Below are 26,681 nucleotides of genomic sequence, written 5' to 3'. Positions count from 1 at the left end.
CCTACGTCACTGCTGCATTGGCAAGTCCGTGGTTGCAGACATCTAACTCCCTGGCCGCCTGGACCGGCGACTGAAACTTTAGGAGAGGAGAGGGCCGGCGAAAGCCCTGAAGCTTTCGTCAAGTTTACGCGGACACGGTCGCGACGCCGTTGATACCGCCTTGCCATCTCAGCAGTGACGTGCGCAAATGTTTCTGGACACAACATTCATCGGCTTCGGTGGACGAAGCTAGACCAGCGCGAAGGGTATGACCGGAGAATCTGTAGGCGCGCTCGATCTTGCTGCGATCGCCGCGAACGCCTGCGTCTATTGCGGCCCTTTTCGTAAGCCGAGCGACCTCCTTGTCGTTCAGCCGCTCTGAGCCGACAACTTTCCCTTGCCCGGTCACCCGGCAAAACAGGGGGCCATGAGGCAGCTTGGCGAACTTGATCCAGGTCTTGACTGCGGCGACCGGGAATGGCCGTTGCGGATGCCGGCTGTGGCTTTTACTTCCCGATTTAAATTGAAGCGCTAAGCGGAAAATTCTTTGAGATTTTGAGGTGCGGCTTCAACATCCAGCGGGGGGAGGGGCCTATCCTGTTGAGATCTTTCTCTGGGTGGATGCGATCTACCACCGAGGATCCGGCCATTCGGCATTATCCCATGCCGCGAACTCTGCCGGAGAGATCAGGTTCCGTTCGCCGTTCTTCAATCGCATAGCGTAGAAGCGGTCATACATCGGATCGAAACTCGAAAGCAGCTGCGCAAACCCGGACTTCCGTTGCGCCTTCGTCCATGAACAAAAGATACCTCCACGACTATTCATCATATTGAACACTTGAGATTGTGCCGGGTTGAGGCGCTGCCAAAGTGCGATGATATTCTCTGCCTGTGCACCAAAATCCTCGCGCAGTGCATCTTCGATGACTGCTTCCAGGGCGTAGGTAATGGCTTGGGTCTTGGCTGTATGATTGAGGAATGCGAGAGATTGCCTGAGCAGCCTCTGCTGCAGCATAAGAACAGGCCAGAGGATCTGGACGCCGTATCGAACGCCGATTTCTTCAAAATGCTTTGGCGGCTGAATAACTTCACGTTGGCGCTCAAACGCTTTGCGCACATCGTAGGCCAAGCCCAAAAACGAGCCTTCCTTGTCGACGACAAGCGGCGAGCGGTCATTCACATCATGGACGACCTCATGAAGCCAAGTCAGCGACATGTAGTCTCCGACGAGCAAAATGCCAGCGTGGTTTTTGAGCAAAGTGTAGGAGAGCATCCAGACTAATCCTTTCCATCGACGAAGAGGGGGCTGATCAAGCAGTCCAGGGGGCGATGATATTTATTCCGAAGCCTTCGAAATCCTTGGTGTTGCGCGTCGCAAGCGTCAACTGGTGAGCAACGGCAGTGGCTGCAATCAGCCCGTCCATCGAGGCGAGCCCACGACCGCTTCGCTTGGCAAGCGCCATGTGGTCGCCCCAGGCCAAGGCGACAGGCCCTTCCACCGGAATAATCCTGTTTTCGAAGCGTTGAGGCAGATCATATGAGAGCCATGTGTCCAGGGCGTCGCGCTTTCGCCCAGCATCCATCAGCGACACCGCGGCGAATTTCAGCGATCGACACGATGCTGATGAACGTACGGTCTTCGTCCAGGCCGTGAACCCACTTGAGAACAGCTTCATCCGGGCGAGGTTTCGTAACTTCCGACAGAACGTTCGTGACGAGGAGCAGCCTCATAACGACAAGTCACCTGGCTCGTCGTGCTGCCGTTCAAGATCCAGATCCGCGCCGCGCAGAGGCGATGCCAACAGAAATTCCGCGAGCGATCCCCTCCGCCCAGTTTTCCGGTGCCACTCTTCTGTGGAAACGACGACCACGCTCGGCTTTCCGTTGCGGGTAATTGTCTGAGGCGCCAATTGCGCACGTTCCAGCGCTGGGGTCTTCTCGACGTGAATTTTGCTGTTATGCTCGATGATTTGGGCCATTTCTCTACAATGACAAGAACGTCCGATAAGTCAACGTTATCGAACGTTTAGGGAAAAATGCGTCGAGGAGTTACGCTGGCCCGCAGGCTATCCCCATCAATGAGGATTTGGCTATCGGTCAAGCAATAGGCGACCGGCCGCAGAAAGGGACACTACCGTCACACCGTTTGGAAGAGGGAAGGCCTCTTGGCCGGGGTAGACAACGACCCGTTTTTGCGGCTGCAAATCCTCGCAGGCAAGGTAGAACCCTTTTTCGAGTTTAGGCGTAAGGCTTCGCTTGATCTCTATCGCCCAAGGCTTTTCGCCTGGAGGAGTCAGCAGGAGATCGATTTCGGCTCCCGCCGCTGTGCGGTAGAAGTTGGCTGCAGTGCCGTCAGGCGAGGACGCGATCAGTGTTTCGATCACGAAGCCTTCCCAACTGGAGCCGGCAATTGGATGACCAAGTAATTGTTCAGCGCTTCCAAGCCCAAGCAGCGCATGGGCAATGCCGCTGTCCCTGACATAGACTTTTGGTGATTTGACCAACCGCTTGCCGACATTGGCATGCCAGGGTTCGAGACGACGCACCAGTAGCAGGTCGACAAGAAGATCGAGGTAAGACGCGACGGTTTTGCCATCTACCCCCAGCGAACGGGCGAGTTCGGCTGCGTTGAGAAGACCAGACTGGTGGTGTGCCAGCATGGTCCAGAACCGCCTCAGCGTCTCGGCAGGAATGCGTGGCCCCAAAAGCGGAATATCGCGTTCGAGATAGGTGCGAATGAAATCCTGTCGCCAGCGCATGCTTCCACGGTCGCTGGAAGCAAGGAAACTGTCGGGAAAACCACCCCGTAGCCAAAGTCTCTCGAGTGCATCTACCGGCACTTCCAATCCGTCGACAGGCTGCATTTCAAGATACGCTATGCGGCCAGCCAGCGTTTCTCCGGATTGTTTGAGGAGATCGATAGAAGCTGAGCCAAGTAGCAGGAACTGGCCGGTGCGCCGTCCGGCGCGGCGGTTGCGATCGATCAAGCCCCGCAGGATCTGGAATACGTTTGGCAGGCGATGAACTTCGTCAAGGATAACCAACTTGTCGTCATGGCTTGCAAGATAAAGCTCCGGTTCCGACAGTTTGGCTCGATCTGCTTCCGATTCGAGGTCGAGATAGATGGATGGTCGGGTTTCGCCAATATTGAGTGCTAATGTCGTTTTACCGACCTGACGAGGGCCCAATAGCGCTACCGCAGGGCTTTCGTTCACCAGATGCAGGAGTTCGGCTTCAATTCTTCGCTCAATCATCCTTGCATTTATGGAGTACTGTTCCGGAATTGCAAGGAGAGTTTTATCTATGCAATGAGGCGCGCGGCCCGACCGCTACGCCGCGTCGTATTATTGTAGTAGCTCGAAGCCTGCTGAACAGACCGATGCTTTGACTGCTCCATAGCTTCGGGCAGTGGGATACCACGATTGGCGGCCTCGGTCAGATATCCTGCCCGCAGACCGTGCGCAGAAAATTCCCCACTGTCCAATCCCGCCATCTCGGCGCGCTGCTTGAGGATGGCATTGACAGACTGCGGATCGAGTGCCCGCTTCGAAACCGTACCCCAGCGCCCGATCCCGCGAAACACACTACCCTTGTCGATCTTTGCCGCCGCCATCCATGCATAGAGAGCCTCGACCGGCCGGCCTGTGAGATAGACGGTATCGTCCTGATCACCGGACGTCGTCTTGGTGCGGCCGAGATGAATGGCAAGAGAGGGGAGGGGAGGGCCGTCTTCCACCTCGATCGGCTGCTCAATTGTCAATTGCTCGACACGAAGGCCTGCGATCTCGCTGCGCCGCCGGCCACCCGACGCAAAGGCGACCATCAGGATCGCCCTGTCACGCAGATCGCGCAAGCTCTCCGTTGCGCAGGTCGCCAGCATTTTTGCCAGCACGTCTGATGTCACCGCCTTGGCGCTCTTTCGACGGCGCTGCCTCGGGACGGCCCGCACGGCCAGACGAATGGCGGATTTAAGGGAAGGAGAGGCGAAGGCGCCTGGAAGCCCACGCCATTTCGTGAGGGTCGACCAGCTGGCCAACCGGCGGCGCACAGTATCCGGTGCATGCGGGCCGGTGGATTTCAAAAAGCCCTGGCGCCGGAGGTTGTCGTCGACGTCTACAGGCATGCCGTGATCCGGATCGGCCGCACGTTTCTCCGGATCCCACAGATGGTGCGCGACAAATTTCAGCAGCAGCGCCTCGGGCGCCGGCCAGGGCAGGGATTGTCCGGTCGCGGCCAGTGCCCAGGCTTCGAGATAGGCGAGGTCTGATGTCAGGGCGCGAAGCGTGTTGGCCCCCATGCCGGCATTGACCAGATGGCGCAGTGTCTCGACGTCGTGGTCGGTGAGCAATTCCGCAAGCTCGTCGCGGCGCTCCATCGGCAGAACGGACGCGATCGTGTCGAGTTCTTCGGCGCGGCGCTCGACAGCACTCAGGGATGTTTTGGTTTTGGCCACGATCGCTCCAAAATCATTGGATTCAGAGGCCTTCGTGGCCGTGATTTGCACCGATTCTGCGTGATTTGCGCCCTGAAATCAACTACCATCGATAAGGGGTACTTATCGATGGTTAGGCGTGGCCTAGGGCATCATAGGGAGTGAGGAATAATAATATTACGCTAGAGTTCGTTTAGCAAATCATTTACCATGATTTCAATGGCTTACGATCTCGCGAAAATCAGCATGACAGCCCTGATGCGGCCGGCTTTCGACGCCGGCATCGCCCTCGCGCGTCTCGACGAGCGCATCGCCCGCTCTCCCGTCGGCGCGGGCTTCCTCGAGCGCATGCAATTCGCCGATGCCTGTGCATCGCTGTGGATCGACGGCGAGCTCGTTCATCTCGAAGACCTCGTCCTCCACGACGCCCTTCGCGATACCCGCACCCCTACCCATGAACTCACCATCGCCCGCGACGTGTTGCGCACCCGCCGGCGGATTGCTGGCCAGTCACCGAACTGGGCCTTGTCCGCAGAGGGTATCCGAACCTTGCGACAGACCCAAGCATGGCCTGGACCATCAGACGGTTCTGAAAACACCGCGGACCGCAGCAGCGTCGAACCTGCGAAAATGATCGAGCGGGAAGGGGAGGGGGACGATAGTGAAGAGGCGGAAAATCTTCCCGGCGTCGATTATGCCGCCATCGATGCGGTGCTGGCACGGTCGGACGCGGCAATCGAGAGCGTCAGACGGCCCGGCCGTGTCGGCGCTAGCGCCGCGGCCGAAAAAGACCCGCTCGTTTACGATCTCGACTGGGACGAGGATGCCCGGCTCGACGAATGGCGCGGCGTGTTGCGCCAGGCCGAAGATCTGCCGGCAGCGCTACAGGCGATCGTTGTCCTCGATGCCTGGAACGAACTCTCTGTTCTGCAGCATGCGCCCTGGCTCGGCCGGCTGTTTTGCGCGTCCATCGTGCGCCAGGCGGGCATCACGTCAGGTGCGCATCTGGTCGCCATCAACCTCGGCCTCAAAACCATTCCCGTCGATCGGCGCCGGCATCCTGACCGGGAAACCCGGCTGCTCGCCATCGCCCAGGGTCTTCTGTTGGCCGCTGAGATCGGCATGAAAGAACATGACCGGCTGATGCTGGCGAAAACGATGATGGATCGGAAGCTGGAGGGGCGGCGAGCGTCGTCGAAATTGCCAGAGCTGGTCGAACTGGTGATAGAAAAACCGTTGGTGTCGGCCGGCATGGTGGCGAAAACGCTCGACGTCACCCCGCAGGCGGCGCGGCGGATCGTTTTGGAACTCGGCTTGAGGGAGATGACGGGGAGGGGGAGGTTTCGGGCGTGGGGAGTCTTGTAGTTTGGCATTTGAGGTTCGTTGCGGACCGCCCAATCGTCATATTGCGGGAGGTCGTTCGCCGGCTATGGGAGCTTGGCTTTCATCGAAAAGAATCCTGTCTAAACGTTCGAAATATAAGCTATGAGAATCACCAAAGCTTCTTTAGGTTGCAAGAAATGACTCTGTCGGCCGTTGTCTAATCTTGGAAAGCCTGACGGGCGATCGACGTGTACGAGGGCAGAGTGGAATCTAAGCTTGTGGCGCATCTGGCGCGTTGCGATTCAACCGCGCTGATGGCGCTGCTCGGTGACGCGACGATGGCGTTGTTGACGCGGGTTGGCAGCGAAGCCATCGTTCCTTCGGGCCTGGCGGAGCTCGTTGTTCATATACTTGGCGAGAGTGGGGCCCTCGATGACTCGGTCGTTAGGAGCCTTCTTTTTGAGAAGTTGACTCCTGAGGAAGGGCAGCATCTCTGCGAGCTTTTGATGGTGGCCACCTACGCGCCTGCGACGACGCTCGCCGGGGTCGACTTCGACAATGATCGGGTCAACGCTGACCTGTTACGGCGCTATTTCAATGTTGCGGCGGAAGGTGGTGACGCTTTTGCCGAGCCTACTCAAAATGCGACGGCAGACCACCAGCTCCGCGCACACCAGGTCAATGCCTATCGCAAGCTACGCCGTTTAATCAATGATCCGACGGCTTCCGCACTCGTCCACATGCCCTTCGGGGCTGGTAAACTTCGTACGGTGGCGACGGCAGTGCTGGATCTTTACAGAGGCGAGGCGGATGGGCGTCTGATAGTTTGGATGTCGGCAGGAGGGGCCTTGTGCGACGAAGTGTTCGACGAATTGCATGCCGTGTGGCAGCAACTTGGCTCGCGCAATGTTACGGCGTTTCGGGTCTATGGTCGTCACCCAACGCCGGATCTCGATAAGATCGACAACGGGATCGTGGTGGCGGATGTCGAGAAGCTGTTCGATAGCGAGGCCGGCTTAATGAGCCTCGGACAGCGAACACGCGCTCTTGTGCTTGGCGATGCTGAGCTACTCAGCAATCCTAGGGCAGCTGGCATTGTCGATTCGATGTCGCGGGAAGGCGAGTTTTCAGTCATTGGCATCTCGGCGTCTCCGGCGAGTGTGATTAAAGCGCGGCCAACGCTCCAGGCGTTGGCGGGCAAATTCTCCGGTGCTTGTGTTTCGATAGAAGCCGATGATCCGGTGGCGTTGTTGCGCGCGGCGGGCGACGCGGACCCGATAGTTGTTGAAGTAATGAAAATTCCGTCGGCAGGTCCAGACCCGCTGACGGCGACGGGCGTCGACCTCAGCACCGAAGAGATGAACGAGATAAGTCGGGATGTAGAACGCAATCATGCTCTCCTGGAAGTCGTGCTGGCTGAAGCCAGGTCATCGGCAACGCGGATTGTTTTCTACGCTACGACAGCAGAGCATGCCCGGTTGTTCGCCGGGTTGCTTCGCCTTCGCGGTGCGCGCGCAGCGGCTATTACCGGTGAGATGTCCCCGCAGCAAAGGTCACTCGCATTGCAGAAGTTTGTCGCGCGTTCAGACAAGGTCTTGTGTCTGCATGAATGTTTTGTCTCAGGTGCCGAGATTCCCGACGTCTCGACAGCGATTCTTGCGCGCCCTACCACGTCGAGCGCCTTGATCAACGAAATGGTCGGGCGGCTCGCGAGTGGTAGGGGCCACCCCGAAAATCCCTTAAGGATTGTCGTGGTCGGTGATCCTCTTCCCGATTATCTGGTTCTGGCGCAAGGACTAGGCACCTGGGACGCCCTCAACATCTAGGAGCAACTATGCCGTTTCCTATCATTCCACAAAATCTGTCAATCACGGCGATGCGAAGCTCCGGTTATCGGGATAGCGCGCACGCCTTGGCCGAGTTGATCGACAACGCCATCCAGGCCGGGCAGGAATCGGGAGGCCAGACGCAGGTGGAACTGATCTGCGTCGATGAGGCACCGTCGGATGGTATGCGCAAGCGCATTTCTCGCATCGCGGTCTACGACAACGCTGCGGGCATGGATACCGAAACGCTGAGAAAGGCGCTCCAGTTTGGCAATGGCTCCAGACTCGACCCGAAGAACCAGAAAGGTATCGGTAAATTCGGAATGGGCCTGCCGAACTCTTCAATTTCCCAGTGCAAGCGCGTTGATGTGTGGAGCTGGCAGCACGGAAAGGTCTTCCATTCGTTTCTCGACATCGACATGATCCAGAAGGGACGGATGATCGAGGTTCCAGATCCTACGGCATCTGCCATTCCTTCTGAATGGTTGACACTGATTGCCGGGGAGATCGCGCCGCACGGCACTTTGGTGGTCTGGAGTGACTTAGATCGGATTACCTGGAAGCAGAGCTCGACGCTGCTCCGCAATACCGAATTTATTGCCGGTCGGGTCTATCGACGTTTCATCACAAGGAAGTCCGTGAGAATTCGGTTGGCGGCCTATGAACTTTCCGCTGGCAAATATCAGCCCAGTTACGAGAGCTTCGTGCGGCCAAACGATCCTCTATATCTGACCACAGGCACCAATACGCCGGCGCCGTTTGATCAGCTGGCTGCGTTCGAACTCTTTGGTGAGCCGGTGCCTTTGACAGTAGGATATAATGGCCAAGAGCATCTGGTTACCATTCGCGCTTCCATTTCTAAGAAAGAGGCGCGGAAGGAGGGCGGGAACCGTCCGATCGGACGCCATACAAAGAAGAACCAAGGCATTTCGGTCGTCCGTGCTGACCGCGAACTTGAACTCAATCGAAGCTTCGAGAATTCGTATGATCCGCGTGAACGTTGGTGGGGCATTGAAGTTGAGTTCGAGCCTGCGCTCGACGATGTATTCGGTGTGACGAACAATAAGCAGGCCGCGACCGGCTTCTATAAAATGGATCTGGGCGACGATGCCTTGGCCGAGGGTATGGACGAAAGCGAATATCGTGACATGCTGAGAGCCGACCGCGATCCTAGACTTCCTATGTACCGGATTAGCCGCGAAATTGATAAGCTTCTGGACGCAATGCGCGCCCGCATCGCCAAGATGAAGGAAGGTGAACGGACAGCCAAGCGGCGTGAATCCGATGAAACAAAGGCCGAAAAAGCAGCCACCGAAGCTGTCAATCGCCGGCGCGAGCGCATCGGTGACTCTGGCCGAAGCGACCGCGGTGAAAAAGAGTCACCGGAGGCCCGCACTCAGGCTCTAATGCTGGAAATCGTCAACGACGGTGTCGAGGAAACCGTCGCACAGCAGATCGCGGTTGACTATGTCGGCAAGAAAATCAAATTCCGCTTCCGTCATGCCGAAGTTTCCGGTCAGACAATATTCGACATCTCGACAACCGGAGGGATCATTCTCGTAACGCTCAATACGCGCCATCCGGTTCATGAAAAGCTCTTTGAAGCTCTAAGAGACGAGGAAGCTCCGAGCAACGCATATGCTAAAGAGGTTTTATCGCTGATCGCTGCGTGGGCACGACTTGAAGATGAAGCGCCAACGGAAAAGGCCCGAATTGCGATTGAAGACATACGGCTGCAATGGGGCCGTATGGCCATGGATTTTTTCGAACTCGAGGAAGATTGACGGTTTCTAAGCCGAGGGAGCGTGCCAATGAGCGGTCAAGACGCTGTCCGAGGGTTTGCAGTGCAGACGCTTATTTGCTTGCTGAATGCGCTTGAGACGGGCGCAACGCAATGGCGGTTTGTCACCATCGAGCCTGATATTGCCGGAGATAAGGTAGACATTCTGTGGGCCTTTGAGAACGACAGCCTTGCCCAACAGGTGAAGTCTTCGAAGAACCAAATCGGTCGTGCGGCCGTCGAAGCGTGGTGTCTCGAACTAAGCCAATCCAAATCCGCCAACCGATATCAGTTGATGCTTGCAGGGCCAATAGCCGCCGCGGTCCTCGACGACGCTCCCTTCCATGGGGTCGAGGTTCCTACACCGACATCGATGGACACTCTGGCGCTGATAGATCAAGCCGTTACCAAGCTCGATCGCTATCTTCTAGCGAAAGCGTTCCCTCCAATACCTCTTCCAATGCGCGAGGCAATGGTCAGCTTGGTGTCGGCGCGGCTTATCGACGGGTCAATAAGGGCGGAAAAAGTCTCCAGGGAGGTTTTTGACGGTTGGCTGCAAGAGTGGATATTGATGGCCTATCCTTCCGCCGTCGAACAGAAACTGTCGGCCAATTGCGATATCTTATGGAGCAGCCTGCAACTTGCGGGTCCTATGAGTCTCGGGAACCAGGCCTATGAGATCGTCCTGCCGCTGCAAGTTATCAATGGCGGGCTTACCGTTGCTGTTGTCGAATGGTTCTTGTTGCGGGTGCACCACAAGGATCGCCAGATGCTTTACCGGCCAGAAATGAGACTGCCCGCTGACGGTGGCTCAGTCGATGATCTGCGCCTTGGGGCGGTCCCATTTGCTGAGTTCGCGGTGAACCCCGGGACGGGCGAGGCAGTCCGCGTTTTGTTTACATCGATCGAGAGGACTGGGTTTGATACCGGCCTTTGGCCCGACGGTACGCATGAACTGGAACTTTGGGTCAAATACGCAGCCGTTCCAGATCCGCGGAAGGTTAAGACGGTGTCCGCTCATATTTCGGTCGACCATCGAGTAGTGCTCGGATCGAGACAAACGCGGACAATTCGCCTCTCGTCGCTCGATAGCTTCCTTGAAACACTCTGATTTGTTTCAATTCGACTAGCCGCTTGCATTTTAGTGGTGCCGAAATCGAGGGCGGCGTTATGTAAGAGGAGAATGCGGGAGAGCTGTTTGCGGGGGTAACGCTTTATGCATGCAGTTTAAAGAGTTGTGCTGTGACGGCATTTTGGACATTGATCGAATCAATACCTCGTCTACAACTTTACAGAGTCACGGGGGGCGGAGCGTGTCAGAAACAGCATCTAGACATACCTGGGTCAGGTTTCTTAGGAATTACGGGCCGATCCCCACCAATGACAACATGTACGACGAGACGATCCAGCGCGCGCTCCGGCGCCATAAGATCCGACCGATAGCGCTTCCCGCGCCACTTCGCGACGAGCTTGTTGAAAACTTTCGCGGCCGTTCCCCCGTATCATACATCATCACCGGCACAGCCGGGGATGGAAAAACATATCACTGTCGAGAGGTCTGGATCCAGCTTGGCGGCGACGGGAACCTCTGGAACCAGGGCGACAAGGTTCAGCGAATGGCTCTGGGTGACGGCCGCTCACTGGTCGTCGTCAAAGATTTGAGCGAGTTGCGCGACGATGAAAGTGCATCCCTTATAGCCGATTTCTCGGCCGACACAGCGAACCCGGCCGCCGCGACATCATATCTCCTTGCCGCCAATCACGGGCAGCTCCTCGAGAAATTCAAATCTGCGCCGAAAACACCTGAGATCGAACGGGCCAGGCAGGTTGTCGAAGATCTCTTGGTGACGGGCGGGACGAACGACGCGGGAATTTGTCTCCATCTGAGAGACCTCAGTCGATCTCCGGCGGCTCAGATGATAACGGCGATCATCGAGGCGATAACCGAACACGAAGGTTGGCGGGGGTGCGATGGATGCTCCGCGCGCAGCGACGGCGCTATTTGTCCCATCTTCGAAAATCGCCGACGGCTCATGGGTGCCGGCGAAGAGGATCCGTTCAAGAAGCGGCTCGCGGCGGTCATTGAACTCAGCGAGCGGAACGGAAACCATTTTCCGGTGCGTCAGCTCTTGGCATTGATCGCCAACAGTCTGCTCGGTCATCCCGACGCCCGGGATGGATTGATGACATGCGCCGACGTGCCTGGTTTGCAGGACGCCGGACATCTCGATCTGGCGAGCATCTATCGCAACATTTTTGGCGAGAACTTGAAACCGAGCAGGGCCGAGAAGACGGAGCTTTTCCGTAAGCTCAACGCATTCGGCATCGGCGCGGAGACAAGCAACCGGGTTGATAATTTGCTCGTCTATGGCGCTGACGATCCGGCCTACAAGGCCGACTACGATGAACTTGTCGTTTCGGATCCTGTCTATGGAGCGACAGCCGCGTTTACCAGTGCTCAACGCACCTACCTTGAGGGCGCTGATACTAACGAGCGCGCCGTATTTCTTGGAGCGCTTCGCGCCCAACGGCAGCGCCTGTTCTTTACGATGCCGGAGTCCAAGATCGATGAATACGATCTCTGGGACCTCAGTGTATTCCGTTACGCGGGCCTGTACCTTGAAACGGCACAGAAAATCTCAGCCGGACAAACGGCGCCTCGGCAGGCGGTCAGCATGATCGTTCGTGGGCTCAATCGTATCTTCACGGGGATGTTGGTTCAGAACCAGGATGAGCTTGTGCTCGCGACGTCCGGCAGCTTTTCGCAGTCGAAGCGCAGTCCGCTGCTCGATGAAATCATCTCCGTGCCTCGCGCGAGCGGCGAAGAGGTCAGCCTCGTCCCGGACAAAGCTGGCCGAAACTTCGGAGTTTCGGTCAAGCTGGTGCGCGGTGGCGAAATTCCTCCTGTGTTCCTGGCATTGTCACCGACTAGGTTCGAGTTCCTAGGGCGCGTCGCAGAAGGTGCCCTGCCCAGCAGTTTTTCGCTCGAGTGCCACGAAGATCTCCTGGCCTTCAAAGCACGGCTGCTGCGGGAGACCGAAAACCGCCGAAAGCTCGATGGCGACGACGTGACGGCAGATGGAGAACTCGTTCTCCGGTTTATCGATATCAATTCCGACGGCCGCGCTCAGCCGCGACGCGTGATCGTGCGAGTATGACAATGGAATTTCTCAATCGCCCTACACAATTCGAAGAACGCACCGGGCCTGCCTATTGGATCGACGAAGCGATCTGGGGGCACCGCCTTCATGATGAGCAGTCACCATGGCTGACATTTCTCGAATTTCTGACGGTGCTCCTGTCGGAGCACCGCGAAGGCCGAGCACTGAGCGAAGAAACCTATAACAGCCTCTCATATAGGCCGCAGCTCCAGCTACGCCTGCGAAACTTGGTGTTCAACAATCCGCACCTGATGACAGTTCGTGCCGACGCAGGTTCAGATGACGCGGCTTGGACGCTTTGGCTTGGTAAGATGGCAGAAACGGCGGGCGGGATCGACAAGCCCGATTTCAGTTATCTCCGCGATCGCTTCGAAACGTTCGAGGACTTCGCGGCTGTTTTGGGCTTCCTACAAGGCTCAGCCATTGAAGGGTCGAGCAACAAGCGGTGGAGCTCCAAATTCGTCTTCCCGTTTGGGCCATATTCTTTGTTTGAAGATGTCAACGTCAAGCCCAATGGAAGCGTGTCGAACGATCGACGGTTCTTCGCCCGTACAGGCGAGATCCTCTACCTCATGTTAAGCAGGAGCAAGCACGCTAACGAGCTTCGCGACTTGCTGACGTCTCGTTTTCTGGATCAACCAGCACCCTATGATGCAATGGCGCGAGCGCTCCAAGGGGATACTCAGCTCGCCAAGGCGGAACGTGGGGGCGCCTATCTGCCGTGTTCGCGGCATGCTGTTTTCGATCGGATGGCGGAAGATTGGCTTTCGATCCTGAAATTACCCATACCCGGCCACGACGCAATTCCGCACCTTGTGACCACTGCTGGTCTCAATCTGCTTCTCTATCAACTTGATCGGGCAAGAGAGCTGCTCGATCGTTCTCCTGTCGAATTGGTTTGCGAAATCGTCTCGCCTAGAAAGTCCGTTGTGCGGGATCTGTCGGCCGACTCTTATCAGCACAACAACATGCTGCCGCAGCTGGCCATCGAACGATTTATCATGCGCATTGCCGAGACGCCGGCCTGGACGGCCGCCGTTGCATCTGACGAGCCCGTGTTGAGAGCCAGTGACCTGATGCAGCGCGAGTTTGGATGGCCGGACGGCGAAGAGGACGAGACTGTCGGTGATCCAAAGCAACTGCTTGACGAGCTGCTAGGGAAGGCCACCACGCGTCACAAACAGCACGTGGGCAAAATTCACGCGACATGGTCGAGGGCGATCGGATTGTCGTCGCGTCGGTCGAGCCGGCGTGTCCGCTATGCGCCAACGGACCGGTTGTTGAAGACCCTAGTCGTCGCGTGTGTGGATAACAGGCTTGAGTTCAAAGATTTCCTCGCGCGATTACATCAGCGCTACGGGATCGTCATCGGGGATGCTCAGGCCCGGTCATTTGTCGATGCCGGAACCGCGGATCAGGAAGACTTTTCGGACAATGCGCATCGCCTCGAAGAGCGATTGGCAAGCCTCGGTCTTCTTAGACGCCTGTCCGACAGCTGCGCGTATGTCGAAAACCCATTCCAGAGAGCGAGAGCCGAGTGAACCCCTCTGATCTCATTGGCGCCGCTGGCGCGACATCGATCCGTTTGCGTCTGGACGCGCTCTCGCCCGAAGATGGCATGGCGCGCTACCTTCTCGATCGTCTGACCGGCGAGCAGGTTGCCGCGATCACCCAGGCCTTGCTCACCGATGCGAAAGCCACCGAGCTTTTGAACATCGCGCTGCCGCGCAGTCTCGTTTCGCCCTTCGGACTTCCGGATAGCGTGATGACGGACGAGCGGATGGTGGCAATCCGGCACGCCGACTACGACCGTCCCGCACTTCTTTTCGCCAATACAGATGAAGACCAAGGTGCCTCGCTTGGGGATGTGACCATGATCGGCGCGAAGCAGCTGACGGAAGAGGCGGGCCCGTGGGTCGAGGCCGCCGCCATCGGGCTCGGTCTAAGCGAGAGCCAGATCGCAACCTGGATGGCTGCGTTGAAGGGGCTGACCTCGGCCGATGACTGGACGCTCCACCAGATTGCGTCCTACGTCGCCATGACGCGTAGCCGGATCGAAACTGACGCGGTACCGGTCACGGATGCGCTAGGATGGGCATTGCCGGCGTTGCGCCTGCCGCGCGACAGCGGTTACTTCCTGGGGCTTGGCGAACGTGATCGCGAAGTCCCGCGCCGATGGAAGAAGCTGTTCGAGAAGCTCGTCGGCGAGCGCAAACCCTTGATGGTCAAGCAGCGCCCCAATCGCCAGATCATCGAAAATGAAGAATTGAAAGAGCAGTTCGCGGAGGTGCGGGAGGATATCCCGGCCGAGGTGCATCCTGCCATCGAGGCCTTCATCGAGGCCGCGCCAGGTTGGGGCCCAGAAGCAGAGGCGCTCAGCCTCTTCGAATGGGAGGCTGAGAGCGTTCTTCAGCTGTTTTCCGGAATCAAGCTGAAGAAAACCTCGTTCGCCCAGGAGACGATCAATTTCTTCGAGTTCACGTTTCCCGACCGACTGAGTCCAGCCGACAACCAATATCTCCGCGTTCTCAAGGGCCGATCGCTGAAGGAAACACGTGAGGACGATCGCGAATTTTTCGAGTCGCACAGAGATGATCTCGCGCAGGACAAAGCTTTACGGGTCAAGTGGGAGCGCTTCGTCTTCGGTCGCCCGATCGAATGCACCGATTTCCTTGAAGGCCTGCTGCGCGTCATCGAACGTCTCTTTGGCCAGGTGAACCTCGGAGGTGGCTCCAGGAAACTGAGCATCAAGTCGGCCAGGCGATCGCGGAACCAGTGGCTCGACCTTAATGCCGACGTTGGCCTATATTTTGGCCTGCGCTACAGAGGCTTGCCCGCGCTTCTCGGCGCAGCCGTAGAATGGGACGTGCCCCATCTCTTTGGCTACGAAGAACTGCTCGATCGCGCAAAAGCGCGGCAAAAAAAATACCGGCGAAACGAGTCGACGGCACGAAGTGCCTTGCAGATCAAATTCGATGTGGCGCTGACAGCCGGACGGGAGCGGGCAACCGTTCAGCTCGTGTGGACCGGCCAGCCATCCGCCATCGGTCTGGAACTGCCGAAAGACCTCGGCCGCCTCATCAAGCGCCCGTTTGGACGCAGCAGCGTCGCGCGCCTCTCCGTCAGTCGAAAGGGCGCCCTCCAATCGGTATCTCTCAGTGACACAGGAACGCTGCAACCGGCCTTCGGACAGGATGCTGGAACGCTTATTCCGCGCACGAGCACCGGCATCGACCTTGCCAAGCTCTTCCCAAAACTCTTGAAGGAGGCGAAGGACGCGGGCCGGATCACACAGGCGGGCGCTGACGATATTGCGGCCGCGTGGAAGCACTTCGCCGCCTTGTACGCGGACGCCCTTACATCCCTGCAGTCGTCTGGATACGCCTCGGCCACCCTCGTCGCGCAGGCTGATGCCTACGGCGCCCTGCTGAACAGCTTGGCCAAGACTGCTATCGGCGATCTCAACCGCCGCGATATCTGGGAGCCGGTGCTAAGGATCGGGACGATCGAGGTACTTGGCAGCGCGCCGTCCGCGATTGTCGCGCCGTGGCATCCCCTGCGTTTGGCTGGCGTCGCGGCCAAAATGCGATCGGTGGCAGGCTTGGCCGACTATCTATTGTCGGATGTCGATGTGAACTTCGGCGACTCGCGTCTGTTTTTCAGTGATCTCCGCGACGAACTCAGCCATCCGCTCTATCCCGAGGTGGCCGTCGGCTATGACGGCAGTGAGCCTGTGCTGCTCACGGAAACAAGCACCGTCAACGACTACAGTCTGGTCGAGCGGCCGGTCCGTGCTCCGTCTGAGGTAACCACGGACGTCGATCCCTCCGAGGCCGCAAGAGAGATCCGCGCTCTGCTTGAACGCTATCTCGACCTGCAGCCGCATGAGCGGTCGAATCTCAGCATCATGCTCTACAATTGCGATGCGGCCGGCTTGCCGCTCGCAACTGTGAGCGCGCTGAGTTCCGTGCAGGACCAGGAAGAAGTTCATTGCAATGTGCTCGTCCGCCATCGCGACCGGGCACGCTTGTCCGGAGTCTACACTGAACTGCTTGAACGATCGGAAAACGATCCCGATGCGGTTGTGGTCAGCGAGACATCGCGGAATTTTATGTCGAAGCTGCGTATCGGCGTCATGCTCGACGTCGCGGGCGGATCAAAGCCGGGCGGAGCACGCGAGATAGACGTGGCGTTCCTGCACGACGTTGTGTCCCGTCAAGCACGTGAACAGTGGTTTCCGGTTCCGGCTCTGCCGGACAATCCATCCTTGCTGGAGCACGTGCCGGCCCGCTGGTCGTACCGGCGCGTCACCGCCGAAGACGAACTCAAGGCGACGAGCTACCTAACGTGCCCGCGTCAGCCAGATGCTGGCTGGGCCTATATCGACGCCGTTGCAAACGTCGTGCGGCGCCAGTCGCACGGTCCGGACGAACACTATCTGCCGGCCCGCCAGATCTCGTTCCAGGATGGCGGCCTGAAAGGGATGTTCGACGAGGTGCATAAATTGGCGGAGTGGGTCGCGACCTACGACGATCTTCTCGACAAGCGGCAGCTTGCTGCTCAAGGGATCAACGTCATCCGGTATCGTCGCCAGCGGACGCATGGCCGCAACATGGTCGTGTCGTCAACGTCGGAGCTGCGAATACTTCACGTGCTGGTCAAGCGGCGGCTTGCGGAACTCTCCTTGGGTCTCGACGATGACCGCCTTGCAGGTCTCGCGCGGAGAATGATCGAAGACGCCAATGCCATATCGGGCGACATCGTTCTGCGCGCGGCCAAACGGGGCGTCTCGGCCGGCGAACTGATCGGTTTGGTACTGAGCCGGGCGCTGGTCGAAGAGGAGCTTGGTGAGCGCGCAGCCGTTGCTTGGTTCCTCCTTGATGACTACGCGGAATGGCTCGGGCAAAAGGAAGAGGGGATCGCCGATATCCTCGGCATCAGCCTCTCGACTGGCGAGGATGGTCTTCCGAAGCTCAGGGCGATCGTGACCGAAGCGAAATACGTCGACCAGTCCGGTTTGGCCGAGGCGAGCCGCAAGTCACGCAGCCAGCTGCGACAGACCGTTGCCCGTATCGATGACGCTTTGTTTGGCGATCCCGGACGCCTCGATCGCGACCTCTGGCTATCCCGGATTTCCGATCTTCTGCTGGACGGCACGGCGGCACTGGGCCATGCAAGTCTTCTCGAACGGGTTCGTGACGGCATTCGTCGGGGTGCGGTTCCGATTGATTTGCGCGGTTACTCGCACATTTTCGTTTCCGGCCCAGCGACTGACGGCAGTTCGCCGGGAGAGCAGGACGAGTTGCCGGAAATCCAGATGGGCCTTCAGGAAACCTTTACGCGCGAGGGGCTTCGCAAACTGATCAAGGCTTACGAGGCCAAACAAAGCCTAACCGAACTTCGGACCCAGCTTGGCGAAAAGCACACATGGAAATCGGTCAGTTATCGCCATCCGGCCCCGCGGGTTGACTGGACGAAGACCATCAAAGATGAACATTCGATTGCGGGAATGGAAAAACCGATCAGCCATGACTATGATCAGGATGACGACGAGGGCGATCCCGAAGGTGGAATCGTTATTGAGGCCGTAGAACCCGGCACAAACGGAAATGGTTCGGTCGCCACGAGCGGCGATAGCGGCGGCCTGTCGAGCGGGGAAACCACCCCGGTCCCAGTCTCGACCCAAGGCAACGGCGAAGCTGAAGCGACGATTTCAGTATCGTCTTCGACAAATACGCAACCGGGTGCCCAAACGTCGCCTAGCGACGATGCGATTGCTTCGACTCCGGACAAGTTTTCCAGCACCCGCGTTGACATTGGCATTGCCGCCCTCATCGAGGCTCGAGCACAGAAGGCGCGCGAAAACTCGGCCGACGAGCGGGAATGGTTGGACCACACGGCACAAAAGCTGCGCTCAGCACTGCTCGGTTACAATCTCCAGGCCAAGATCGTGGGGACTCGCCTGACCCCAAACGCCGCACTCATCCGATTCATGGGGTCGGATCGTCTGCGCGTGGAAGACATCGAAGCGAAACAATCGTCTCTTCTGACGACGCACGGGCTCAGGCTGATCTCGATTTCGCCATTGCCGGGCGAGATCGTCGTCGGCGTCGCGCGGCCGCAGCGACAGGTTGTGTCGCTTTGGGATGTTTGGGGCCGACGAGAAATCAATCGCAATGCCGCAGGCGTGAACACGTCCTTCGTGCTCGGCCTGAAGGAACTCGATGGCGATATCCTCTATCTCAACCTTGGTGGCCCATTCGCTGGCGGCCAACAGCATGAGCCGCACACGCTCGTCGCCGGCGCGACCGGGTCGGGGAAATCCGTGCTGATCCAAGCGCTCCTCCTCGATATCGCCGCGACGAACTCAAGCGATCTAGCGCACATTCACCTCATAGACCCGAAGATGGGTGTCGACTACGCGGCAATCGAAAGACTGCCGCATCTGCAGGGCGGGGTGATTGTCGACCAGACGCGGGCGGTTGAGGTTATGGAGAGCCTCGTCACAGAAATGGAGCGCCGCTATGAGCTGTTCCGCTCCAAAGGGGCTCGAGACATCCGAGCATTCAATTCAAAAGTCGAGCTTTCCGAGCGGCTGCCCTACGTCTTCCTAGTTCATGACGAGTTTGCGGAATGGATGCTCACCGAAGACTACAAATCTGCCGTGACAGCCAACGTTTCGCGCTTGGGCGTTAAGGCGCGCGCGGCGGGCATGCATCTGATCTTCGCGGCGCAGCGACCCGATGCTAATGTCATGCCAATGCAGCTGCGCGACAATCTCGGCAACAGATTAATTTTGAAGGTTGCGAGCGTTGGAACATCCGAAATAGCCCTTGGCGTGAAGGGAGCGGAACAGCTCTTGGGGCTCGGTCACCTTGCGGCAAGGCTGAGCGGTGAGCCAGCAATCATATATGCCCAAGCGCCCTTCCTGTCCGATGACGATATCGACGCCGCGGTGGATGCAATCCGGGCCAGTGACACCGGTTGTGGTCCGGCTCACTAAGCCGGCCGGGGGATTACTTATGGCAGACGATGCAGCTAGCGGCTGCTTCATCAAGCCCGTAGACGTCGTCGATCGTCTCAGAGGTTTTACCGGATAGCGGATTGATCCGCCGGCCGCGCCGCAGTCGTTCCCGGCGTTTCTCGTAGTCTGACTTGATCTGTTCGACCCGTTCGGGCGAGATCAGATCTGTCAGGCTCTCGCCTTGGCTCCACGTGAACGGCGAGCCGTCTCGTAACGCGGTCTTTTCGTAATCGACGGCCTCGGCAAAGCGATCTGGATGATGTTCGGCGAGCCGAACCCACTCGATCTTTTGCTGGTAGAAGCAGAATGTGCAGCCGGACCGCGACCGCCATTGATAGTAGGCCGGCTCACCAACGTCTGACTGCTCGAGTATCTCGATCACGCCGGTACGGTCGACGCCTGCTTCACGAAGCGGAAGATGGACTAGCATATTGGGGTGTGTGGCTTGATAGCCCTCGCGGCTTGGCTCATCGGCTCGGATGGCAACGTAGGAGTGGACAATTGTGCCGCTTTCCAGATCCTTTTGCAGCCAATGCTCCAAGGGCCGGAGCTTCAGCTGTCGGGTGCACCAGCGGGTGCGGGGCGAGGGCAGAAAATTGCCGTACTCGTCCAACCAGAAATCAAAATCGCGATCGGGGTTAAGCCGCCGGATCGGCCGGCCAAGAAAGCCTTCGAGCTTATCCAGGAAGGTATAAACCTCAGGCAGCTCCTTACCGGTGTCTGTGAAGAAATACTCGATCGGCAGCTCTGGATGATGCTGCCGCATGTAAACAGCGAGCGCGGCGCTATCGCGCCCGCCCGAGAGACCGAGGATATGACGTTCCCCACTCATTGCCTACCAACCTCATCTTCGCCATCGGCTGCCATCATCGCGACAGCACGCGCCAGTGCAGCAAGCTGCAGTCGTCCACTATTGTTTTCTGACCTGAGCGAAGCCACCAAGCGATCAGCGATCCCCGCGGCGGCCACCTTTTCGCTTTCGCTGAGTTCGAAGCTGCGCATCAACGGCGGCGTTTTGGGGTCGAGGCCGACGACGAGTGCAAGGGCCTCGGTCTGGGAGCGTCGGTCTCGCACGATCGCCAGAGCCTCAAGCTCCCGAAAACGGCGCCCGTATCGCGCAATTTCCGTCAGCGCTTCCTGCCGGTCTCGGTCCGACCAATTCCGAGCGGGGCGGTGCAACAAAACGCTAACTGTGCTCTCGATGTCGCCTTTCCCAAGCTCCATCGCTGCGACGCGATCTGCAAAGGCGTCGAAATTGTAATCGTTCGTCAGGCCTTTAAGCACCGATGCGCGCTCCGCAATTCCAGCGAAACTCGTGGCATCGATACCAAGCGCCTTTGCAAGTGCCAGACGCAACTCCTCGAGAAGCGCCGGATAGCTCGCTTCAGCCGCTTGAAGGGCATGGTAGACGGTCTCCGGAGCAAGCTTTTCACCGAGAGCAGCCGGAAAATCGTCAAACAAGAGACGCTCGGGATCGTCTGCTTTCATCACGATCCCGCGGATTTTCACGGCCAAAGGATCAAGGTTGGTTGTGCGCTTTGCAAACTGTGACAGCTCTTCAAAACGCTGGAAGAGAGCGGCGGCGACGGGCAATGACGCCCCGTGATGGTCGACGCCTAGCAGCTGCGCGAGCCCACTGAGGAACGCAGTTTCGCGCACGGACCGGTCGATCCGCCGCAAACGGAAGAGGCCAGGCTTCTGCAAAAGCTTGTCGACGACGACGTCATCGATTGCTGTTTGATAGACTCCGTCGATATAGACGGCGACGCTCTCGCGCTTGGCAAGCATGTAGGCAAGCGCCAACACCGGCATGACACCGGCTTTGATGCCATAGGGCGGCCGCGCCCACTCCGCATAGACAGCATCGAGAGGCTTTTCGCCCGCAAGGTCGATTACCTCCCACGCAGGCCGAAGCGATGCTCCCTCTTGGCTATCGTCCGGCTCTGAAAAACCGAACACGCCGGCCCTGATCTCTTTGTGCAGTCCGAAGGGTCGAAGCAGGGTAAGATAGAGGCCGAGTTCCGCGGGATACTGGGTCATTCCCAGCTGCTCATCTGCATAGGAGTTAACCATCGCATGAGCCAGCTCGCGCAAAGCCGCCATCGAATTCGATGATGGTTTGTCTCGCTGGAGCAACTCGCTCTTGATAATCGGCGCCTTGGAGAAACCAGCGTCGGCCAGCGCACTGGCAACGACGGTTAGCGGTGCGCGAATGGCTTGGTTCGGCTGTGGCGCCAGATACCAACTTGCGTTCTCAAACGCCGTCTCGAGCGCTCGATGAAGCTGATCAATGCAGTGGGATTGTCTCGCGGCAATTTCCCGCCTCGCTATCCGGTCGCCCTCCAACTGCGGGTGCTCTCGGAAAACGCGTTCGACCGCCAACAACTCAGCGGCCGTTGACCGAAGGGCAAAGCTGTCATTTGCCCCGCCTACGGCGGTCACTCGCTCCCCAGTCGCTAGCGCTTTGGCGGCTTTCTGCGCCAGTTGGTTCACTGATTTCGTCGTCAACGAACCGTCGCCGAGCAGCAATAGCAAAAGGCCGCTGCCATGAACCGGACGGGCTAAAATACCGCCCGTCAAAGATTCGATCGTATCGTTCGGGCCAACGACCTGCAGCGCTATCTCAAAAGTCCTGAGCGCTCCTTTCTGGAAGTAATGCCGCTTGGCCGTGGCGAAGCCCAAGCCGGCCCGGCGCGGAATGTCCGCGAGCTCAACTAAATCCGCCGGTTGAATGGCGCGGCCAATGGCTTCCTCAAGATCGAAGTCACTGCCGGCAAACAGCGCATATCCACCAAGGCGTGGTTGCCGGATCAGAATAGCCCAATCGACGAGATCCTTGATCGCTCCGCTGATCGCCTTTGTCGCGAAACCGGGTGCCGACGCGTGCAAAAAGTCATCTGCGAGCACGACGCCAGACCCGTTGCGGAAAAACTCTATGATCGCGGCCGCTTTCGTCAGGGCGACGTGCAGACCAGTTCCTTTGACACCGGCCCGCTCGATCGCTTCGAATGCGAGGCTGAAGCGGTTTCCGTCCACCCCCGCAGTAAGGGCCATTCCGAAGTTGGCGGCGAGATAATCCCAAAGCATCGCGGGGTCGTAGGTCCCGCCTTCAAGATCGGTTGTCTCCAGAAATTGCTTGAAGCCGGCAGGTTCAGCCGAACTCAAAAAGCCGAATACGCTTCGCTCGTTTTGGGCAAACCGCGCTCTCGAAATCGGCCCAAGCAGAAGCGCGCTCACCGGGTTAAGAGGCCATGTCTCGGCAAGCGCTTGCGCCAAAATGCCAACGTCCGTCGGACGGCGTTTGGCGACCGCCTCAGCAACAGTGCGGGCGCTGGACGCATCGTGATCGGGGCGCTCAGCGGCGATGGCCCGGCCGAGCAGTGCAACCGTTTCATCTGCGCCCGAAAGAAACGCGATGTCCTGATAGCGGCCTTGAACCTTACGCCATTCCTGGCGTGCGTCGCGCGCGGCACGCGCCGTGTACTGGTCGAACGACTGGTGGAGAATGCCAATGACGACCAAACGGCCGTTGCTGCGCGATGCGTGCTCGGCGAGATCCTGAAGCAGATGCACATCACCGCCCTCGAGTGCCTCATGCTCAAGAAGCTTCCCGAGTTCGTCGAGAATGAGGAGGGTTCCGCTAGATGCGCTTTCGCTGCCAGCGATCAGAGCCTTGATGAGGTGATCATCGCTTGCTGCCAACTGGGACGCGATATCCTCAGGCCAACCGAGGGTATTGCGTGCGGCTTCAACGATAGCGTCGCGAAGGCGTGTTCGGCTTCCGGTTACGGCGACGACTTTCCAGGCGCCGCTGGTTTCCGGGAACGCCTGGTTGAACAGGGTCGAAAGTGGATCCCCCGCGATATCGCGAGCAATTTTGCGATTCTTCTTCGTCCCGGCCACGAGGTTTGCAAGCAGCAAGGCAGCACTCGACTTGCCGCCGCCATAAGGACCGGTCCAAGTGTACGCGCCTTGATGATGGTCCCGCTGGCTCTCACCAAGAGTACGCAGGGCTTTCGCTACGCTTGCCTGCAAAACGTATCCAACCAATGGCGGCGTGCCGTTCAGGTCCGCATCGAGCCTGGCCGATCGCGCAAAACGGCGATCAATGGAAACTATACTGGAAAGCTTGCTCATGCTGCGATCTGACGGTCGGGTGATCGTGGGTAGGCGAGAGAAAGAACTGTCGTCGGATCGAACTCGGACGTGCGCTGGACCTGGCGAAGACCGGCTGTATCGACCCATTGCCAAGCACCTGCGGTCAAATCATCGAGCCGCATCAGCCGGGAAACCACGCTATCTTCATCGAGTTTGAAAACGCGGCCTGGCGCGCCTGCTCCATAACAAATCTGTTCGACCGTCAATGTAGTCGAACCGCCGGAGCGTTCCCAGAACTGACCAAGGGCGTAAGCGAATACGGCGTCATGGAGGCCTGGCTTGGGGCCGCGAACGAACTCGTACCAGCCGCCAAGCCGAGCTTCCCGGATCAATGCAAGCTCGGCTAACAAAGGCTCAGCTGCATCTTCATTGAGAGTATCCGCGCGTCGCACATAGCTGCGCAGGAGAACCTCAATATCGCGTTTGAGTGTTCCGCGCGTTGCCCGCCATCCGTTGCTCTCGACCAAAGCCATGAGCTGGTCGAGCAACATGGCCGGATCGAACTCGATCGCGTTGAGCAAATTGAACGCGTAGTAGGCAGTCGTCGTCATCGCCGGGGTGCTGGCAATATTCCAATGTGCGAGCCAAATCGTCGATGATTGCTCAAGGTAGGGATCGAGACCGTCGTCGGCGAGAATGGCGTGGCCAAGCGCGGTTGGTGCAATCATGCGATCAGCCTCGGCGAAAAAGCCCGAAGCGAGCGCCCAATAGCGCATCGACACAGCCATATTGCGCCCCACGCCAAAACGGGTTATTGCATCTTGTTCCTGAAATGTTCTCGAATCGGCTCCGCCCCCGATTGCATCGAATGCTTTCTTCAACCATAGCAGTCGGAGCGGGAACGTTTCGTGCCCTGCAAACTGCCCTCTCGAATCGATCTTTATCGTAGCGCGTCCCATAAGGGCACTCTACTGGTGAACCTCTCCAGTTGCAAGGCGAGACATCGCGGCAGCATCAACAATGTGGCCGGCAGCGGTTATTATCTCATCAAAATTCTGGTAGCGATTACAGAAAATGCGAATGACTCCCCGAGCCTCCTTGTCCGAAAGACCAATAGATTCAAGGACATGAGAAGTCTTGATCTGTCCCGAGGTGCATGCGGACCCGGTTGAAATTGAGACGTGCCGCGCGATACGGGCGCAGAGTTCGTCCGCATCTATCCCGTAGAGCTGGAGGGACGCCGTGCCGGGCACTGTTGGTGCATCGCCGCTAACCCGCCGGAAGCGAAGTTGCCGTTGTTCGAGAGTCTCAATTAACTGATCGATCAGCCCCGAGCAGTGCTTTTGATCAGATGAAAGTCTCTGTTTCGCGACCTGAGCTGCCGCACCAAAAGCAGCAATCAATGCGACCGGTTCGGTTCCCGGCCTCAGTCCGCTCTGCTGGCCCCCTCCAAAGGTCAGGGGGAGGGGTTTCGGGGCCGACGCAGCAATATACAAGGCGCCTATGCCCATCGGACCGTAAGATTTGTGAGCCGAAAGGGTGAGGTAGTCAACGTCAAGGTCAACGACGTCGACATCGATCTTGCCTACCGCCTGCGCAGCATCGCTATGGAAGAGCGCTCCGCTCGCACGTGCCAAGGCAGCAGCTTCTTTGACCGGTTGGATAACTCCCGTCTCATTGTTGACCATCATCACGGATGCAAGGAGGAGGTCTTTGTCGACGAGTTGAGCAAATGCTGTGAGATCAAGCTGACCTCGATGATCGACGGGAGCAATGCTGATTTCAAATCCTTCGGATTTTAGGGCCTGTGCAGGTTCCAAGACAGCCTTGTGTTCGATCGCTGAAACAATGATGCGTTTCCGGTTAGGCTCGAGTCCGCGAGCTGCGCGTGCTACGCCCACGATCGCGAGGTTGTTGGCTTCGGTCGCACCCGACGTGAAGGTGATCTCGTTCGCCGCCGCGCCGATCAGATCAGCAACCGATGCGCGGCCGTCGGCGATCGTGCGTGCTGCAATCTCGCCTGAAACATTGGGCGATCCGGCATTGCCCGGTTGCGCCCAAACGGCAAGCATTGCATCGCGAGCTTCAGGCGCAAGCGGTAGAGTGGCAAAACCATCGAGATAGATTGGGTGCCCCATTTCCGTACCCGCACAGTCACAATAACGCTAAGGAATCAAATAGCCAATACGCTTTTCCTTGATATAGCCCCGAGCCACTTCAATGTACACTTGCGGAATTGGTGGACTTGCACCAACTTCTGCCCATCAGCCATTCAAAGGATGCGCCATGCGAGAAAATGAGGATGATCAACCCGTTACCGGACGTGTTCTCCTGTCTGACATCTATCGGGAGCAATATGCGCATTTCCGTTCTATGAACGACATATTGTACAAAATCCCTCCGCTTTTTACTGTTGCTTTGGGCGGTTTATGGTATTTCGCGGCAACTCAGTTCCGGACTGATCGAGTTATTGCCGCCGGCATCTTCCTATTCTGCGTAATTCTCAGTATATCATTTGTTCACATTATGGAGCGTTTCGGGAATGCGCTCAACGGTTACTTGGATAACCTAAATAAACTCGACGGCGAGTATAAAGTGACGTTAAAGCCATCGAGATTGCCCTCAACTGTCAAAACGATTCAGCTTCTCTTGTATGTTTCCGCGCTCATTTCATTTATTGGCGCAGCGTACGTCGTCGCAGCCAAGCCAACCCCAACGAACGCTATCGAAACGCCGAAGCAAGTCACTGTGCCGGCGGCGCCCTGACGTCGAGCAGATTCCGGGAAACTTGTAAAGTTTTCAATACATTCAATGCCGGCAACCGACCGGCACGAAGGTTCACATCCGTTCAAGAGCGGGTATCGAGTCTTAGATATTTGCCCACGATAATTGAGGTTGCCAAGATCCCAATCCGCGCCATAGTCCCGAGAAAAGGCAGAACTCGCCAAGACTATCACCGACACACTTGAAAGGATGAGGAATCAAGCCGGAGGCGAGAGCCGTGTGGTTCGGTGATCGTGCGCTGGGTCGTTGCTGATGCGCCATCGGCGGGCAGTGG

The 26,681-nt window shown here is 58.0% G+C and carries 16 protein-coding genes and 2 pseudogenes; 8 read left to right on the top strand and 10 right to left on the bottom strand.

Annotated elements, in window-relative coordinates; genetic code table 11:
• Positions 1 to 101: 101 nt before the first annotated feature.
• The 6 genes and pseudogenes from PL597_RS15650 to PL597_RS15625 all read right to left on the bottom strand — a co-directional run.
• Positions 102 to 454, bottom strand: a pseudogene (locus PL597_RS15650) (integrase); the annotation flags it as partial.
• 153 nt (positions 455 to 607) lie between these two features.
• On the bottom strand, positions 608 to 1,252 hold the full coding sequence (locus tag PL597_RS15645) for a DUF6904 family protein (RefSeq protein ID WP_271365668.1): 645 nt from the start codon (positions 1,250 to 1,252) through the stop codon (positions 608 to 610).
• Between the two features lie 37 nt (positions 1,253 to 1,289).
• A pseudogene (locus PL597_RS15640) lies at positions 1,290 to 1,710 on the bottom strand (type II toxin-antitoxin system VapC family toxin).
• A complete protein-coding gene (locus PL597_RS15635; protein WP_271365666.1) occupies positions 1,707 to 1,958 on the bottom strand; it encodes a type II toxin-antitoxin system prevent-host-death family antitoxin in 252 nt (83 codons plus the stop codon). The pseudogene PL597_RS15640 and the gene PL597_RS15635 overlap by 4 nt, the downstream one beginning before the upstream one ends.
• 111 nt (positions 1,959 to 2,069) lie before the next feature.
• The gene (locus tag PL597_RS15630; protein ID WP_271365665.1) at positions 2,070 to 3,233 is read right to left on the bottom strand and encodes an ATP-binding protein; all 1,164 of its coding nucleotides are present in this window, start codon (positions 3,231 to 3,233) and stop codon (positions 2,070 to 2,072) included.
• A gap of 47 nt (positions 3,234 to 3,280) precedes the next feature.
• Complete coding sequence (locus tag PL597_RS15625; protein WP_271365663.1) at positions 3,281 to 4,432, bottom strand: site-specific integrase; 1,152 nt, start codon at positions 4,430 to 4,432, stop codon at positions 3,281 to 3,283.
• Between the two features lie 189 nt (positions 4,433 to 4,621).
• Here PL597_RS15625 and PL597_RS15620 point away from each other — a divergent pair, with 189 nt between their 5' ends.
• From PL597_RS15620 to PL597_RS15590, 7 genes are all read left to right on the top strand, one after another.
• Entirely contained in the window at positions 4,622 to 5,776 is a 1,155-nt protein-coding gene (locus PL597_RS15620; RefSeq protein WP_271365661.1) for an RHE_PE00001 family protein, read from the top strand.
• A 221-nt stretch (positions 5,777 to 5,997) separates the two neighbouring features.
• Positions 5,998 to 7,560, top strand: a complete 1,563-nt coding sequence (locus PL597_RS15615) for a DEAD/DEAH box helicase (RefSeq protein ID WP_271365660.1) — start codon at positions 5,998 to 6,000, stop codon at positions 7,558 to 7,560.
• 8 nt (positions 7,561 to 7,568) lie between these two features.
• Entirely contained in the window at positions 7,569 to 9,344 is a 1,776-nt protein-coding gene (locus PL597_RS15610; protein WP_271365658.1) for an ATP-binding protein, read from the top strand.
• 27 nt (positions 9,345 to 9,371) lie between these two features.
• The gene (locus PL597_RS15605) at positions 9,372 to 10,451 is read left to right on the top strand and encodes a hypothetical protein (RefSeq protein WP_271365657.1); all 1,080 of its coding nucleotides are present in this window, start codon (positions 9,372 to 9,374) and stop codon (positions 10,449 to 10,451) included.
• Between the two features lie 277 nt (positions 10,452 to 10,728).
• On the top strand, positions 10,729 to 12,498 hold the full coding sequence (locus PL597_RS15600) for a hypothetical protein (protein WP_271365655.1): 1,770 nt from the start codon (positions 10,729 to 10,731) through the stop codon (positions 12,496 to 12,498).
• Positions 12,499 to 12,500: 2 nt separating this feature from the next.
• The gene (locus PL597_RS15595; protein ID WP_271365653.1) at positions 12,501 to 14,042 is read left to right on the top strand and encodes a hypothetical protein; all 1,542 of its coding nucleotides are present in this window, start codon (positions 12,501 to 12,503) and stop codon (positions 14,040 to 14,042) included.
• Between the two features lie 77 nt (positions 14,043 to 14,119).
• Positions 14,120 to 19,504, top strand: a complete 5,385-nt coding sequence (locus tag PL597_RS15590) for an FtsK/SpoIIIE domain-containing protein (RefSeq protein ID WP_271365652.1) — start codon at positions 14,120 to 14,122, stop codon at positions 19,502 to 19,504.
• A 13-nt stretch (positions 19,505 to 19,517) separates the two neighbouring features.
• Here PL597_RS15590 and PL597_RS15585 read toward each other — a convergent pair whose 3' ends face one another.
• Genes PL597_RS15585 through PL597_RS15570 form a run of 4 tightly spaced genes read right to left on the bottom strand, consistent with a single transcriptional unit; the run spans position 19,518 to position 25,761 of the window.
• Entirely contained in the window at positions 19,518 to 20,357 is an 840-nt protein-coding gene (locus PL597_RS15585; RefSeq protein WP_271365650.1) for a phosphoadenosine phosphosulfate reductase family protein, read from the bottom strand.
• Positions 20,354 to 23,662: a hypothetical protein gene (locus PL597_RS15580; protein ID WP_271365649.1), complete on the bottom strand. Its 3,309-nt coding sequence runs from the start codon at positions 23,660 to 23,662 to the stop codon at positions 20,354 to 20,356. The genes PL597_RS15585 and PL597_RS15580 overlap by 4 nt, the downstream gene beginning before the upstream one ends.
• Positions 23,659 to 24,582 (bottom strand): DUF4007 family protein, encoded by a 924-nt coding sequence (locus PL597_RS15575; RefSeq protein ID WP_271365647.1) that lies wholly within the window; start codon positions 24,580 to 24,582, stop codon positions 23,659 to 23,661. The genes PL597_RS15580 and PL597_RS15575 overlap by 4 nt, the downstream gene beginning before the upstream one ends.
• Positions 24,583 to 24,591: 9 nt before the next feature.
• Entirely contained in the window at positions 24,592 to 25,761 is a 1,170-nt protein-coding gene (locus tag PL597_RS15570; protein WP_271365646.1) for a cysteine desulfurase family protein, read from the bottom strand.
• A gap of 148 nt (positions 25,762 to 25,909) precedes the next feature.
• On the opposite strand from PL597_RS15570, the gene PL597_RS15565 reads away from it, so the two are divergent.
• Complete coding sequence (locus PL597_RS15565; RefSeq protein ID WP_271365645.1) at positions 25,910 to 26,389, top strand: hypothetical protein; 480 nt, start codon at positions 25,910 to 25,912, stop codon at positions 26,387 to 26,389.
• Positions 26,390 to 26,681 lie beyond the last annotated feature (292 nt).

This window comes from Agrobacterium sp. ST15.13.013 (assembly GCF_027956525.1).
Taxonomy (GTDB): Bacteria; Pseudomonadota; Alphaproteobacteria; order Rhizobiales; family Rhizobiaceae; genus Agrobacterium; species Agrobacterium salinitolerans.
The sequence above is the reverse complement of the archived record's forward strand: the minus strand, read 5'-3'. Positions and strand labels throughout refer to the sequence as shown.